A 13,619-nucleotide genomic window follows, 5' to 3' on the forward strand; every position below is an offset into this window, starting at 1 on the left:
GTTAACCCCGGCCGACTCCATCGGACCGGGGTCCCTGCACACCCGCGCGATGTAGCGCGGAGCTATCGAAAGGCAGTCTGAACTATGGCTCAGACCTATTCCCGCAAACTCGCCACCGCCGTACTGGCGGCCGGGCTCGTATTCGGTACGACTACCGGCACCCCCATAACTCAAGCCCCCGTAGCGCACGCAGATTCAGCACGTTCTGCAACGATCTTTCTGCACAAGCGGGTCGGCGCTGACACTCATGGTGATCCGCATGTTGCGGGCAAAGAATCCACCAATGCACCTGGCACTCCCCTTGCTGGGGCAGAGTTCACCCTTCGCAAACTGAATCTCAGCCTCATCAATGCTGATGGCTACATTGATGATGCCGCGATCGCTCAGGCTGCGGAACTGCAGACGACAGCGGATGGCGTAGACGTCGACAAGCTAAACGCTCTCGGCTTCGATGAGCGAGTCGAACCATTCATGGGCACAACTAACGAAAACGGTGAGATCACCTTCCAGGGGCTGCCCTTCGGCGTGTACCTGGTCGAGGAGACCGGAGTACCTGAGTCGGAGGGTGGGGCCTATGTACCGTCGGCGCCGTTCGTGGTGGCTGTGCCGATGTTTGATCCGGAAGCCGAACCGTACGATGCGTGGATCCGGCAGGTACACGTCTATCCGAAAAACACCGAGCTGAAAGTGACCAAGACTGTCAAGGATGCGGGCGTGCACCCCGCCATGCCTGATAACCGCACGTTTACCTACACCGTGAATGCGCCGGTGCCGCTTTTGCCTCCGCAGCGCGAACTGACGGAGCTCAGCGTTGTGGACTCATACCTCGCTGGTGAGTTCGTGAATGGTCTCAAAGTGGAAAAGGCCGAGATTGTCCGCGAGGCTGGCGGAACTGAAGCGGTGCCGAACTATGAAGTCAGCGGACCGACACCGCTCCCCTCTGCGATCGAGGAAAGCGGCAAGGTTGTCGCTGATACCTCCCGTACCATCACCGTGACCGATAAGACTGTACTGTCCGGCTTGCAACCCGGCGACATGCTGCGGGTGACGCTGACCGGCGAGGTCAACCCGGTTCAGCAGAAAGGGCAAAGTACGGGCGTGACCGACGGCGAAGTGTCCAACTACGCTCACGTGACCGGCAAGAATCAAGTCTTTGGCAAGCCAGGTTTCGACGACCGGGAGTTCACGACGCCGACGACTCACGTTGAGTCGTACATCGCCGCGGTCCGGGTGACCAAGCACAAGGCTGGTGCCCCCGATGCGCTGCTTGACGGCGCTGCCTTCGATGTCTTCTCCGTCCCAGGCGACAAGCAGTGTTCCGATGGGGATCGGTCCTTGATAGTGAAGGATTTCGAGGTCACCGGTGGCCAAGCGGTGATCAACGCTTTGCACGTGGAAGATTATGTTGACGGCAAGCCTGCGACTACTCCTGCAGAGCAACTGAAGTTCTGCATCCAGGAGACCAAAGCGCCATCCGGCTACGTGCTTGATAAGACGCCTCGAGAGATCACCGGTGTAACTCGGAACAAGGCGGTGCAACCGACGACGGTTGGAGAGCTCACGTTCAGCGCTGAAGTCGCGGTCGAGAACGCAGAGCTCCCCCAACTCCCGCTGCCGCAGGTCGGTGGTGTCGGTGTGATCGGTCTTGTCCTTGCAGGCTTGGCGTTGCTCGGCGGCGGTGCCTACGCAGCGCGGCGTCGAGGTAAGTACTAAGACAAGTCGCTAAGCAAACGGGTCATCTGTTGGGTCGAGTGCGGCGTTCCATTCGAGGATGGTTGCAACCTCATCGGCCGCAGATTGCCCAACATGGTGTGCGACAAAAGCCAGCGCCATGTCGGTTCCGGCTGAAACACCTGAGGATGTCCAACGGTCCCGGTCGTGCACCCAGCGGGCGCTTCGCACCCACTCGACATCGCCGCCGAACGAGGTTGCCCAGTCGTAGGCGCGTTTGTTGGTAGTGGCGCGGTAACCATCTAAACGCCCGCTTGCTGCAAGCAACGCTGCCCCGGTACACACCGATGCGGTGATACCTGCGCGCACAGACATATCGGTTAGCTGGGCGAGGAAGGCTTGATCATTTACTAACACGCGGGTGCCCGCTCCCCCTGGGACGAGCAGGACATCGCCACTCATCGCGTTGTAGTCCGCGTGGGCAACGATCTCCACGCCCTGGCTGCTGGTAACCGGCCCACCATCCGCGGAGAGCAGCTCCACGCTTAACCCCTCCACCTTGGCAAACACCTCGACAGGGCCGGTTACATCAAGCAACTCGAAGTCCTCAAACAGGACGACCGAGATTCGCACTAAAACGCACCGCCAGTCGGATTGTAGGCCGCCTGCACGGTGCGGGCATCACCAGAGGATTCGGCATCAGCTGCGCCGCTGTCGGGGTCGCTGGTGGGGTCGGCGTTGGCCGAGCCGTCGAAAAGCGAAGGCTCCTCTGTGGGTGCCTCAGCTGGGTCGGCTCCCTTGATCATCCACAAGATGGTCTCCAGCTCCTCTGGCTTGACCAGCACCTCGCGGGCCTTCGAGCCTTCCGACGGGCCGACGACGCCGCGCGATTCCATGAGGTCCATGAGGCGGCCGGCCTTGGCGAAACCGATGCGAAGCTTGCGCTGCAGCATGGACGTGGAGCCGAGCTGGGAGGTGACCACAAGCTCGACGGCCTCGAGGAGGTCGTCCATGTCCTTGCCGATCTCCTCGTCGATCTGCTTCGCCTCTGCGGCCTTCTCCTCGGTCACGCCCTCGACGTAGTCCGGCTCGTCCTGGCTCTTCGCTGCCTCGACGACCGCCTGGATCTCTTCATCGGTGACAAACGCACCCTGCAGACGCTGCGGCTTGCCGGCACCCTGCGGGATGAACAGGCCATCGCCCATGCCGATGAGCTTCTCGGCGCCCGCCTGGTCGAGGATGACGCGGGAGTCGGTGAGCGAGGAGGTGGCGAACGCCAGGCGCGAGGGCACGTTCGTCTTGATCAGACCGGTGACCACGTCCACTGACGGGCGCTGGGTGGCCAGCACCAGGTGGATGCCGGCGGCACGCGCCTTCTGGGTGATGCGCACGATCGAGTCCTCGATTTCCTTCGGCGCGGTCATCATCAGGTCCGCGAGCTCGTCGACGACACAGACAATGAACGGGTACGGGCGCATCTCGCGCTCCGAGCCCGGAGGGGCCACGAGCTCGCCGGAGCGGACCTTGCGGTTGTAGTCCTTGATGTGGCGCACGCGCGCGGACTTCATGTCCATGTAGCGCTGCTCCATCTCCTCCACCAGCCACTGCAGGGCCGCGGCCGCCTTCTTCGGCTGCGTAATAATCGGCGTGATCAGGTGCGGAATGCCCTCGTACGGGGTCAGCTCCACCATCTTCGGGTCCACCAGGATCAGGCGCACTTCCTCCGGGGTGGCGCGCGTGAGCAGCGAGACCAGCATCGAGTTCACAAAAGCGGACTTACCTGAACCGGTCGAACCGGCCACCAGCAGGTGCGGCATCTTTTGCACCGATGCGGCAACGAAGTCGCCCTCGATGTCCTTGCCCAGGCCGATGAGCATCGGGTCCGAATCGGCAGCCACCTTCGGCGCGTCGAGCACGTCGCGCAGGCGCACCATCTCGCGGTCCTGATTCGGGACCTCGATGCCCACGGCGGACTTGCCAGGGATCGGGGTGAGCAGGCGCACGTTATCCGTCGCCACGGCGTACGCGAGGTTCGACTGCAGGTTGGTGATCTTGGAGACCTTCACACCCGGGCCCAGCTCCACCTCGTAGCGGGTCACGGTCGGGCCGCGGGAGAACCCGGTCACCTGCGCGTTGACGTTGAACTCCTCGAACACGTCCGTGATCGCTTCGATCATCCGGTCGTTCGCTGCGGTACGGGTCTTCGGCGCATCACCGGGCACCAGCAGGTCAGTCGTCGGCAGTGTGTAGTCCGGGTTCTGGGACACGCGTTTGGCCGGCGCCGGAGCTGGCTCTTCCTTCTCCAGCTCAGACTTCGGTGTCTTTGCGGGCACCGCGGCAGCGTCGATGCCGCTGCGTGCGATGATCGCCTGTCGCATCGCCTCCCGCGAGGAGTCGACCGCATCAGGAGCTTCGTTTGCTTGTCGACGGTCCCCCGCTTCGGCTTCCTCACGCGGCAGGACCCTCGTCTCTTCTCGCCGGGCAGGCGGGGTGCGCTGCGCCTTCTTCTGGCGGGGGCGCTTCGGCTCTCGCGGCACGGCCACGGTCGTGCCGCTATCGACTGCCTCTTCTTCACCGCCATCGGTGTCGACGTCTTCCGCGAAGTCGTAGAGGTTCGCAGTCGCATCGGCGCCATCCGCCGGATAGTTGTCCATCGGAGTTGCGCGGCGGTTGCGCTTCTTGCGACCTGCGGTTGCCGGGCGGGGCGCAACCGGTTCCGGACGGGTCGTGCGATCGCGTCCTTCGGCGATGTCTTCGAGCTCGCGGTCCACGTGACCATAGAGATCGTCGTCTTCGTCCAGGCTTTCATCGAACTCGGCATCGTCAACCCCCTTCTCCACCATGCGGGAGAAGAGATCGACAATGTAGTCGTATGCTTCGCGCACCGTGATGCCGGTGGTCTTCAAAGCCCCGTAGACAATCACAAGCGCAAGCAGCGGTATGGCGACGTACGACGAAAACGCAGCGGCCAGCGCTCCGCCGAAAACCGCGCCAATCGCCCCGCCGGCGATGCGGCGCGTCTCCCAGTCGGCCGGGTTCCCCGCAAAGACGTGGACCATCCCGAGCATGGAGATAGCAATAATGGTGAGTCCGAGCGCAACACGGGATCGCACCGCACCAGGGGTGCGAACATTGAGCATCAACGCGATGGCGATGCCCACCAACACGACGGGCAGGATGAGGGCGCCAGCACCGATTACCCAGTGGCAGCCTTGCGCGATGGCATTGCCAACTGGGCCGGCAATATCCATCCACACCGATGCGCCAATGATTGCAGCAAGCCCTAGCAGCACCAGCCCCCATGCGTCAGCGTGGCTGGCGAACGTCGAGCGGCTCGCGCCGCCACGCGAGGAGCGACCCTCCCGGGACTCATCATCTGCATCTGACTCGTTCACGGGGTACGCGTCCTCAGCACTGCGACGCGGGCGGCGACCCCGGCGGGGTTCTGGCTCCCCATAGTCGTCATCCGGACCGAACGGCTCGAAATCATCGTCCCGGTCTTCACCTCTGTCGCGGTTGCCTGCTCCGAGCCCAGAAAGGGCGGAGCCGACCCATCCAGCGGCCGCGCTAATCGAGTTCCCGACAGCCCTGGTCGCCGAACCGACCCGCTCATCCGCGGTGTTGGCAGCCACCATTGAGGATGTCGGCGGGTGGGTCATTGAGGTGGGTGCCTCATAATCCCGCCCGGCAGGACGGCTCGCTGACGAGTGGCCGCGTGGGCCACTCCTGGCAGTACGGGAGCGCGTCGAGCGAGGTGCGGAATTTTTGACAGACATGGGTGTAACTCTAATACCCCAAGTCACATTCTTCCCATCCGCCACACGGAAAGGTACAGCTTTTGCGAGTGTCTAAACCCCGCGCTTGATCCCTTTGACGCTCTCCAGCGCATCGTCTGGGCCTTCGAGCCTAACTTCAGATGCGTCGCGCCCGGAAACCCAGAGCAGCAACTCCCCCGGTTTACCGAACACCCGCACCACACGGTCACCTTTCTCGGCCACGCCAGCCTTCCCACCCAGCGTGATGGCCGGTTGCTCGGGCGGAGTGAGCACCACTGGGACGTCCGAACCACGGAATGCGAGCGTGCCAAAGCGTTTCGCCCAGGTCAGCAGTTGGGTGTTCACGTGATTGCTGAACGTGCGGGGCTCGATGACACCGCCGCCTCGGCGCACGTCCTCGTGATGAATGAAGTGTTCAGCGGTATTCATTGCTGAATTCAGCGGGCGCATCGCGGCCGGCGGACCAGCCGCCCACTCGCGCACAATGTCCTCGTAATCACGAGACTGCTGCTTTTCTTCCTCCCGCTCGAGCACCGGCTCGAGCGGCTTGAGGAACATTCCCGGGGTTGCCCATGGCTTGCGCTCGCGAATAAGCAGGTGGGCGGCCAAGTCTTTGGTCACCCACCCCTCGTTCAGCGTAGGGGCATCTGGACCGAGTTCAAGGAGGAGGTCTGCGAGACGTTGGCGTTCTTGCTGGGCAAAAGACATGCCGCCCAGCGTAGCGGAGGCGGTTGGCGTTGACTTCTCGCGCACGACCCCGCCCGGGCAGCGGCGCAATGAGGTGCTCGAAGTTTCATTTCCGAGACATCAGCCCCTCCTGCAACCGCGTTGCACCGCGGCGGCAGAAGGGGCCGTCGATAAGCGAAAAGCTCTTAGAGCGACTCGCGGGTAGCGTGCACCTCGTTGTCGTCGACCGGGACGTTGTCAGCTGCCATCGGGACGACCGTCGGCAGAATGACCGGTTCGCGCTTGTACTTCTGCTCAATCGCGCGGCTCACCTTGCGGCGCAGTTGCTGCACCATGCGATACGGGTCGTTCTCGCCCTCGGCAGCGAGGTCACCCATGACCGTCTCTACACCCTCGATGACACGCTTGTTGAAGTCGCGGTCATCCTCGGAGAAGCCCGTGGTGGACACGCGCGGGGTTTCAAGGAGACGACCGGTACTGTCATCGATCACACAGGTGATGGACACAACACCGCCGGATGCGAGCGAGGTGCGGTCGGCGAGCACGTCCGGATCGACATCGCCCATAGTCTCACCATCGACGTAGAGCTGGCCGACCTGGTACTGACCGACGACTTTGACCTTGCCCTTCTGCATATCGACGACGACACCATTTTGCGCGAGAGCAACGAACTCCGGGCGCACACCGGTTGAAATCGCGAGCTCTTTGTTGGCGCGCATGTGGCGCCACTCACCGTGCACCGGCATCGCGCAGGTCGGTCGCGCAGCGTTGTACAGCATGAGCAGCTCGCCGGCGTACCCGTGGCCGGAAGCGTGCACGTGCGCATCGGTATTGGTGATCACGTTCGCGCCGATCTGTGCGAGGTTGTTGATCACGGCGAACACCGCTTCTTCATTACCCGGGATCAGCGAGGAGGACAGGATGATCGTGTCGCCGTCGCGGACGGTGATCTGGCGGTGCTCACGGCGCGACATGCGGCTCAGCGCTGCCATCGGCTCACCCTGGGTGCCGGTGGTGATGAGCAGCGTCTTGTGCGGCGCCATCTTCGCGGCTTCTTCGATCGGGATGATCGTGCCCTTGGGCGCCTTGAGCAGGCTCATCTTCTCGGCGATCTCCATATTTCGCATCATGGAGCGGCCGTTGAACGCAACCTTGCGGTGGTTGGCAACTGCGGCGTTGATAGCCATTTGAACACGGGCGACGTTCGAGGCGAACGACGCAATGACCACGCGCTGTCGGGCCTGAGAGACCAGACGGGTCAGCGTCTCCTCAATACCGGCCTCCGAGGCGGAAATGCCCGGGATGGTGGCGTTGGTGGAATCGCACATGAACAAGTCAATGCCCTCGTCACCCAAGCGAGCAAGTGCCGGGATGTCCGTCGGCTTGCCGTCGTACGGAGTCTGATCGACCTTGACGTCACCGGTCATTACGACATGGCCGGCACCGGTCTTGATAGAGACGCCCAGGCACTCCGGAATGGAGTGGTTCACGTGCCAGAAGCGCAGGCGGAACGGGCCGACATTGATATCGGAATCCTTGTTCACCTCGTGCAGCTTCGGACGCTGGCGGTGCTCCTTGGTTTTTGCAGCGATCAGAGCGTTGGTGAAGCGGGAAGAGTAGATCGGGATGTCCGGGCGCAGCTTGAGCAGCCACGGAATGGCGCCGATGTGGTCTTCGTGACCGTGGGTGACAATCAAGGCCTCGACCTTGTCCATCTTGTTTTCGATGGGGCCAAAGTCAGGCAGTACCAGGTCAACACCGGGCTCACCGGAGTTCGGGAAGAGCACGCCACAGTCGACGATGAGCAGTCGGCCGTCATACTCGAAGACCGTCATGTTGCGGCCCACCTCGGAAATGCCGCCGAGGGCGTAAATGCGGAGTGTGCCGTTGGCAGCCTTCGGTGGAGCAGGCAGGCGTTTGGTCAGATCCGCGCCCTGCATCTGCTTGACCGGGTTCCGGCGGTCGCCGCCGCCTCCCTGGCCACCGCGTCCGCGACCTCGTCGACGGTTGCGGCCACCGCTGTTACCGTTTCCGCCATTACCGCCACCGTTTCCGTCATGGCCGCCGTTGCCGTTCTGGCCACGGCTGTTTCCACCGTGGCCGTTGCCGTTATTCGCGGCAGCCACAGAATCACCGGTACCGCCCTGGTTCGACGCGGGGTTCTCAGGCGCCTGGAATACCGGCTGCTGGTCTGCGGACTCCGGCGGGCCTGCCTTGCGCGTCACCTTTCGGGCGCGGTTACGGGGTTCATTCATATTTAAAGGACTCCAGCCTTCTCCATATCGTCTCGGAGCGCCTCGATCTGCGTTTCCGCCGCCGCGACGACGGGCAGTCGTGGGTCTCCAACCTCAATGCCCTGCAGTCGCAGAGCTGCTTTCGCGAACGTTGCACCACCGAGGATTGCTTGTTGCTTTGCAAGCACATCGATGGTGTTGGCGTTAATCTCCCGCGCACGGGCGAGGTCGCCGGCCTCGAAACTCGTGATCAATTCCCGAAGTGCACGCGGTGCAGCATGCCCGACAACGGAAATGAAGCCGGTGGCACCCATTGCAAGCCACGGCAGGTTCAACGGGTCGTCGCCCGAGTACCACGCCAGGTCAGTGTTCTGGATCAACCCAGCGGCTTCGAAGAAATCCCCCTTAGCGTCTTTCACCGCCTGCACGGTGTCCAGCTTCGCCAACTCTGCGATCGTCGGACCCGCAATCGGAATTCCGGATCGACCTGGGATGTCGTAGAGACAGATAGGCAGATCCGTCGCTTGTGCGACGGCTGTGAAGTGGGCAAGCAAGCCGGTCTGTGACGGCTTCGAGTAGTACGGGGTGACCACAAGCAGCGCGTCAGCACCTGCGTCTCTCGACGCCTGCGCCAGCTCAACCGTGGTGCGGGTGTTGTTTGTACCCGCTCCTGCGATCAAGCGTGCCCGATCCCCTACTTCTTCTTTTACTGCCTTGAGTAGCTCAAGCTTTTCTTCGACAGTCGTTGTCGGAGATTCACCGGTGGTGCCTGCCAAGACGAGGGAATCCATCCCGTTGTCCACGAGGTGGGCGGCCAACTTGCGGCCTGCGTCGAGATCAAGGTCGCCGTATGCATCGAACGGCGTGACCATGGCAACGCAGGCAGTGCCGAAAACTTCAGCTCCGCGGTTAGCTCTCATAGATGTGCCCATGGGAAAATAGACTACCCCGTCCTACCTTTCTCAAGCACACCAGCACACGGACACCCTCAGGTCCGCCACTTGGTCACTACGACACGTACGGGCTGGTGGCCATGCGTGTGCCGTCGGCAAGCTCGCTAATGAGGAAATCGCTGAACAGCACCGGAGACTCCTCCCGCAGCAGCTCGAGGCAGGCGATAGCCAGTCCACGGATCTCCGTGTCAGCATGCTCCGATGCTCGAGCTGCAATGAAACTCCGCCACGCACGGAAATTGCCGGTAACCACAAACCGGGTTTCGGTCGCGTTGGGCAGCACCGCCCGCGCGGCCTGCCGAGCCTTCTTCGCACGCAGCAGCGCGTTCGGCTCGCTTGCAAGGTTGTCTTCTAAAGCCGCGAGGAGTTCGTCGTGGACGAAACGTGCTTCGTCTACAGCGTTCAAAAACAGTCGGCGCAGCTCGTCGTCGCCCGCGATCGCGTCCGGCACCACAACTTCTCCCCCGCCGGCGTGAACGTACCGCTGAGAGAGCTGTGAGAATGAGAAATGCCGGTGCCGCAGAAGCTCGTTGCCCGCCGCCCGCGACAAACCGCGGATATACATCGTCGCCGTCGCGTGCTCGAGGAGGGCGTCATGCCCGACGTCGATAATGTGGCGCAGATACGCGTCGTTAGCTCGGGTGTGAGGGTTCGGCTTGTCCCACGTTTCGTAGCACGCGCGGCCAGCGAGCTCCACTATCGCCTCGGCGTCAGTCGCCCCCTCATCCACCTCCCACGCAACACCGGTTGGCATGGTGAACTTCGAGGAGGCGATGAGTTGCACGTCCAGCGTGGACTCCACTGCCATGGTTTAAAGCCCCAGGTACTTGTCTAGGCCGATTGTGAGACCCGGGTAGTCGGCCACCTGGCGCACGCCGGTCAGCACGCCCGGGACGAACGAATCCCTGCCGTACGAATCCTGCCGGATGGTCAAGGACTGGTCCTGCGTGCCAAAGATGACCTCTTCGTGGGCGACCATGCCCGTCATACGCACCGCATGTACATGCACGCCGTCCACGTTTGCTCCGCGCGCACCGTCCAAGGACTGCTCGGTGGCATCTGGCATGGGATCCAAACCCGCCTCGCGCCGAGCGCCGGCAATGCCCTGGGCAGTCTTAATAGCGGTACCCGACGGCGCGTCAAGCTTGTTCGGGTGGTGGTACTCCACCACTTCGGCTGATTCAAAGAACGGCGCAGCCTGCTTCGCAAACGCCATCGTTAATACTGCGGAAATCGCGAAGTTCGGCGCGATTAGCACACCGACCCCGTCCGACTCCGCACACCAGCGGCGAACCTGCTCGTAGCGTTCGTCGTCGAAACCAGTCGTGCCCACCACGCAGTGAATGCCGTGCGAGATGCAGTACTCGAGGTTATCCATCACAGCATTGGGCGTCGTGAAATCAACAATGACCTCAGTACCCGTCTCGACGAGCGCATCCAGCGAATCGCCATGGTCAATTTCTGCGACAAGCTCTAGGTCCTCGGCGGCCTTCACACCCGCCACGACGGCGGATCCAACGCGCCCTTTCGCACCCAGTACTCCAACTTTCATGGTCACGATTCCTTTACATTTGGGCATTTTGCTTGTCGACGATCTATTTCGCGCTCTTATAGTGAGGGCATGAACCGATCGTCGATAAGCATAATGCTCCTTGCTTCCCTGGCCCTGACTGCATGCAGCCAAACCGCAACCACTGACGGACCGACGGTCACCGAGCCCGCCGAGACCACCGCAGTCTCGACGACGAGCGTGGCGGCGCCGACTACCGTTTCCGCCTCCGCGAGCGGGAACTCCACCGTGAGGTTCGCGGACGACATGGAGACGCAGGGGGCCTTTAGCACGGAGGAAGTGCGTATTCCTCCGCAAGGCGGCGAGCTGGTGATCCAAGATGTCCGTGCAGGCACGCACGATGGCTTTGATCGAGTGGTGTTCGAATTTTCCGGCTCAGGCAAGCCCGGCTTCATCGCCGGATACAGCCCTGAACCGCGGCAGCAGGCTTCCGGCAACGAGGTTGAGGTTCCTGGGCAGGCTTACCTTGAGCTGATAATCCAAGGAACCCCCATGGGGCAGATGAGTGAGCGCGAAGATCTAGTTGGCGTTGGGCCGGTTCGGGTTGCACCGGGTGGCGGTCTGGTCGGCGCTGGCAACGTCGCCGGTGTGGTGCACGGGGGCATGTTCGAGGCGGACACGCAGTACTTCATCGGCGTGGACTCCGCACGCCCCTTTAACGTATATGCGCTGGAAAACCCGACCCGCGTCGTCGTCGATTTTCAGCGGTAGCCCCCTTCAGCTGGATGGATCGCGCGGAAGCGGCGCGTGCGCCTCATGGACCCGGCGTGGATCGCGACAACGATGCCCTCGGGTGGCACTGCCCGGAATGAGCGCTGAAAGTAGCGGCGCTCGAACTTTTTGAGAAAAGTGTCTCAGGTCACCGATCCGATGGATTATGATCTAAGCGAATTCATAGGTTTCGGTCTTGAGAGGTTCAACAAATGTTCAAACCGTATCGCCGCCCAACGGTCGCTGTCATAGGCGCCGGGGTGGCCGGGTCAAGCGCGGCAGCGGAGTGCGCGTTCTCTGGCTTCGACACAGTGCTGTTCGAAAAGCGCGACGACATCGGAGGCCACTTCCTCGACCCTGACGCTGCGAAAGTATCGCGCCGCTTCCACCACCGGACTCCGTACTTGAAGAAGACGCGAACCGATGGAACACCTCGGTCGGTGGTCAAGCACCTCAAAGCGGCTGTGGAGGCAAGCGGCGCAACGTTTCGCGGCTCGACTCAGGTCACCGGCGCGCACTTCGACGAGCCGGAGGGCAAGTGGGTAGTCACCTTCACCACACCGGACGGCACCGAACAAACGGACTCGTTCGACATCTTGGTAAGGGCGACGGGCGAGCCGTCTCCATGGATTGAAATCCCCGGTCGCAAGAACCAGGACGTTGATGATCTGTATCTCCACCAAGGAGTCGAGGTGGTTGGGCCGCCCAACCTGTTGTTTGTTGACGGTCCGCACGCCTCCGACGCGCGTCTCGAGGGAAAATCCATGGCGGTGGCCGAGGCACGCGCAGACTACTGCCGCCGCTATGCGCGACAGCTTGAGATCCGCGGCCCGGGTGCAATCACCGTCAAGCAAGACAGGTGGCTGGTGCAGCCCGGAATGCTCAGCGGACTCAAGGGCGTGTTGCACGAGTTCGACCCGTATCCCCACGCGTTCAGCCAAGCCTCAAATTACGTATCTGAAGACCGTCGTGCAGCGAGAAAAGCTGCTGCTAGCGAGTGACGAGCACGCACGAACCTATTGCTAAGGAGAGCTAATGACCACCGTTGATCCGCATCCCCAGACCGATACCTCCGTCGAAAGGGGCACCGCCCGCCGCGACGACGCGACCCAAGACCAGCTTCCACCGCTCGGCCCCGATTCCATCCTGTGGGACCGCTTCGGTGACTGGCGCTCGCTGTTCGTTGCCCTGTCCGCAGGGCTCCTCCAGATCGCCCAGAAGGACATCAGCCGCTCGCTGGTACAGCAGTCGAATGTCTTCGACAACGAAGTCGCGCGTCTGGTTCGTTCCGCCTTTCCCATCATTCGCACCGTGTACGAGGGCCCCGAAGTGGGTGCAATGATCCGGGACTTCCACAAGAACGTCAAGGGCACTCACCCGGACGGATCGCGCTACCACTCGCTGAATCCAGAGGTTTACTACTGGGCGCACGCGACCTTCTCTATGATGCCGCTGCTCCTCGAGGGCAAGATGTCGCCCAAGATGTCACGCAAAGAAAAGGAGCAGTACTTCCAGGAGTGCCGCACCTGGTACACCTTCTACGGCGTTGCAGAGCCGGACGACGCCCCCACAACGTACGCAGAGTTCGTCGATTACATGGACCGCATGTACGAAACCCTTGGCCCGAGCGAGACCATCGACCGTTCGCGCATTGTCAACGGGCTGACCCTGGACCCACCGACCCCTGACGTGCCGCGGTGGCTGTGGAAGCCCATCGCACCTGTCGCCGGCAAACTCTTGCTTTGGGCAGCCATCGGATTGCTCCCGGAGAAGGTCCGCGAAATCGTCGGCCTCGAATGGACTGCAAAGGATCAGCGTCGCCTGGATATCTTCTCCCGCGGCGTTCGTACCGTGTTCTCCGTACTGCCGCGTCAAGCGCGGATGGTTCCGATCGCGACGCGAGCCTTCGCCAAGGCAGAAAAGACCGGTGAGGTACTCGAACCCCAGCACTTGCGCTAGTACCTCTTAATGGAGCAAGCAAAAAGGCGCCGGGTATCCCGATGCCTTTTTGCATGTA

12 protein-coding genes are annotated in these 13,619 nt (G+C 62.2%); 4 read left to right on the plus strand and 8 right to left on the minus strand.

Annotated elements, in window-relative coordinates; translation table 11 throughout:
• Positions 1-84 precede the first annotated feature (84 nt).
• Complete coding sequence (locus CGLAU_RS07530) at positions 85-1,713, plus strand: SpaH/EbpB family LPXTG-anchored major pilin (protein WP_095660154.1); 1,629 nt, start codon at positions 85-87, stop codon at positions 1,711-1,713.
• Between the two features lie 9 nt (positions 1,714-1,722).
• On the opposite strand, the gene CGLAU_RS07535 is transcribed toward CGLAU_RS07530, so the two are convergent.
• The 8 genes from CGLAU_RS07535 to CGLAU_RS07570 all read right to left on the minus strand — a co-directional run bounded on the left by CGLAU_RS07535 (position 1,723) and on the right by CGLAU_RS07570 (position 11,139).
• The gene (locus tag CGLAU_RS07535) at positions 1,723-2,304 is read right to left on the minus strand and encodes a DJ-1/PfpI family protein (RefSeq protein ID WP_095660155.1); all 582 of its coding nucleotides are present in this window, start codon (positions 2,302-2,304) and stop codon (positions 1,723-1,725) included.
• A complete protein-coding gene (locus CGLAU_RS07540) occupies positions 2,304-5,447 on the minus strand; it encodes an FtsK/SpoIIIE family DNA translocase (RefSeq protein WP_095660156.1) in 3,144 nt (1,047 codons plus the stop codon). Before CGLAU_RS07540 ends, CGLAU_RS07535 begins: the two co-directional genes overlap by 1 nt.
• A 72-nt stretch (positions 5,448-5,519) precedes the next feature.
• Positions 5,520-6,155, minus strand: coding sequence for a TIGR03085 family metal-binding protein (locus CGLAU_RS07545; RefSeq protein ID WP_095661117.1), 636 nt, complete (start codon positions 6,153-6,155; stop codon positions 5,520-5,522).
• Positions 6,156-6,319: 164 nt separating this feature from the next.
• Positions 6,320-8,389, minus strand: coding sequence for a ribonuclease J (locus CGLAU_RS07550; protein WP_095660157.1), 2,070 nt, complete (start codon positions 8,387-8,389; stop codon positions 6,320-6,322).
• Between the two features lie 2 nt (positions 8,390-8,391).
• Positions 8,392-9,300, minus strand: a complete 909-nt coding sequence (gene dapA / locus CGLAU_RS07555) for a 4-hydroxy-tetrahydrodipicolinate synthase (RefSeq protein WP_095660158.1) — start codon at positions 9,298-9,300, stop codon at positions 8,392-8,394.
• A gap of 76 nt (positions 9,301-9,376) precedes the next feature.
• Positions 9,377-10,129: an FAD-dependent thymidylate synthase gene (gene thyX / locus CGLAU_RS07560; RefSeq protein ID WP_095660159.1), complete on the minus strand. Its 753-nt coding sequence runs from the start codon at positions 10,127-10,129 to the stop codon at positions 9,377-9,379.
• 3 nt (positions 10,130-10,132) lie between these two features.
• Positions 10,133-10,879, minus strand: coding sequence for a 4-hydroxy-tetrahydrodipicolinate reductase (dapB, locus tag CGLAU_RS07565; RefSeq protein ID WP_095660160.1), 747 nt, complete (start codon positions 10,877-10,879; stop codon positions 10,133-10,135).
• A 50-nt stretch (positions 10,880-10,929) separates the two neighbouring features.
• Positions 10,930-11,139, minus strand: coding sequence for a hypothetical protein (locus tag CGLAU_RS07570; protein WP_095660161.1), 210 nt, complete (start codon positions 11,137-11,139; stop codon positions 10,930-10,932).
• On the opposite strand from CGLAU_RS07570, the gene CGLAU_RS07575 reads away from it, so the two are divergent.
• The 3 genes from CGLAU_RS07575 (at position 11,138) to CGLAU_RS07585 (ending at position 13,561) form a co-directional block, all read left to right on the plus strand.
• A complete protein-coding gene (locus CGLAU_RS07575) occupies positions 11,138-11,602 on the plus strand; it encodes an AMIN-like domain-containing (lipo)protein (protein WP_095660162.1) in 465 nt (154 codons plus the stop codon). The genes CGLAU_RS07570 and CGLAU_RS07575 overlap by 2 nt on opposite strands.
• Positions 11,603-11,814: 212 nt before the next feature.
• Complete coding sequence (locus CGLAU_RS07580; RefSeq protein WP_095660163.1) at positions 11,815-12,603, plus strand: NAD(P)-binding protein; 789 nt, start codon at positions 11,815-11,817, stop codon at positions 12,601-12,603.
• A gap of 34 nt (positions 12,604-12,637) precedes the next feature.
• On the plus strand, positions 12,638-13,561 hold the full coding sequence (locus CGLAU_RS07585) for an oxygenase MpaB family protein (protein WP_095660164.1): 924 nt from the start codon (positions 12,638-12,640) through the stop codon (positions 13,559-13,561).
• Positions 13,562-13,619 lie beyond the last annotated feature (58 nt).

The sequence above is a fragment of the Corynebacterium glaucum genome, assembly GCF_002287505.1.
Classification (GTDB): domain Bacteria; phylum Actinomycetota; class Actinomycetes; order Mycobacteriales; family Mycobacteriaceae; genus Corynebacterium; species Corynebacterium glaucum.

Coding starts and splice junctions, on each gene's coding strand:
- CGLAU_RS07570 (WP_095660161.1), bottom strand. CDS start 11,139: ATGTCGTCCGCGAACCTCACGGTGGAGTTCCCGCTCGCGGAGGCGGAA.
- dapA (WP_095660158.1), bottom strand. CDS start 9,300: ATGGGCACATCTATGAGAGCTAACCGCGGAGCTGAAGTTTTCGGCACT.
- thyX (WP_095660159.1), bottom strand. CDS start 10,129: ATGGCAGTGGAGTCCACGCTGGACGTGCAACTCATCGCCTCCTCGAAG.
- CGLAU_RS07575 (WP_095660162.1), top strand. CDS start 11,138: ATGGAGACGCAGGGGGCCTTTAGCACGGAGGAAGTGCGTATTCCTCCG.
- CGLAU_RS07540 (WP_095660156.1), bottom strand. CDS start 5,447: ATGTCTGTCAAAAATTCCGCACCTCGCTCGACGCGCTCCCGTACTGCC.
- CGLAU_RS07545 (WP_095661117.1), bottom strand. CDS start 6,155: ATGTCTTTTGCCCAGCAAGAACGCCAACGTCTCGCAGACCTCCTCCTT.
- CGLAU_RS07530 (WP_095660154.1), top strand. CDS start 85: ATGGCTCAGACCTATTCCCGCAAACTCGCCACCGCCGTACTGGCGGCC.
- CGLAU_RS07550 (WP_095660157.1), bottom strand. CDS start 8,389: ATGAATGAACCCCGTAACCGCGCCCGAAAGGTGACGCGCAAGGCAGGC.
- CGLAU_RS07585 (WP_095660164.1), top strand. CDS start 12,638: ATGACCACCGTTGATCCGCATCCCCAGACCGATACCTCCGTCGAAAGG.
- CGLAU_RS07580 (WP_095660163.1), top strand. CDS start 11,815: ATGTTCAAACCGTATCGCCGCCCAACGGTCGCTGTCATAGGCGCCGGG.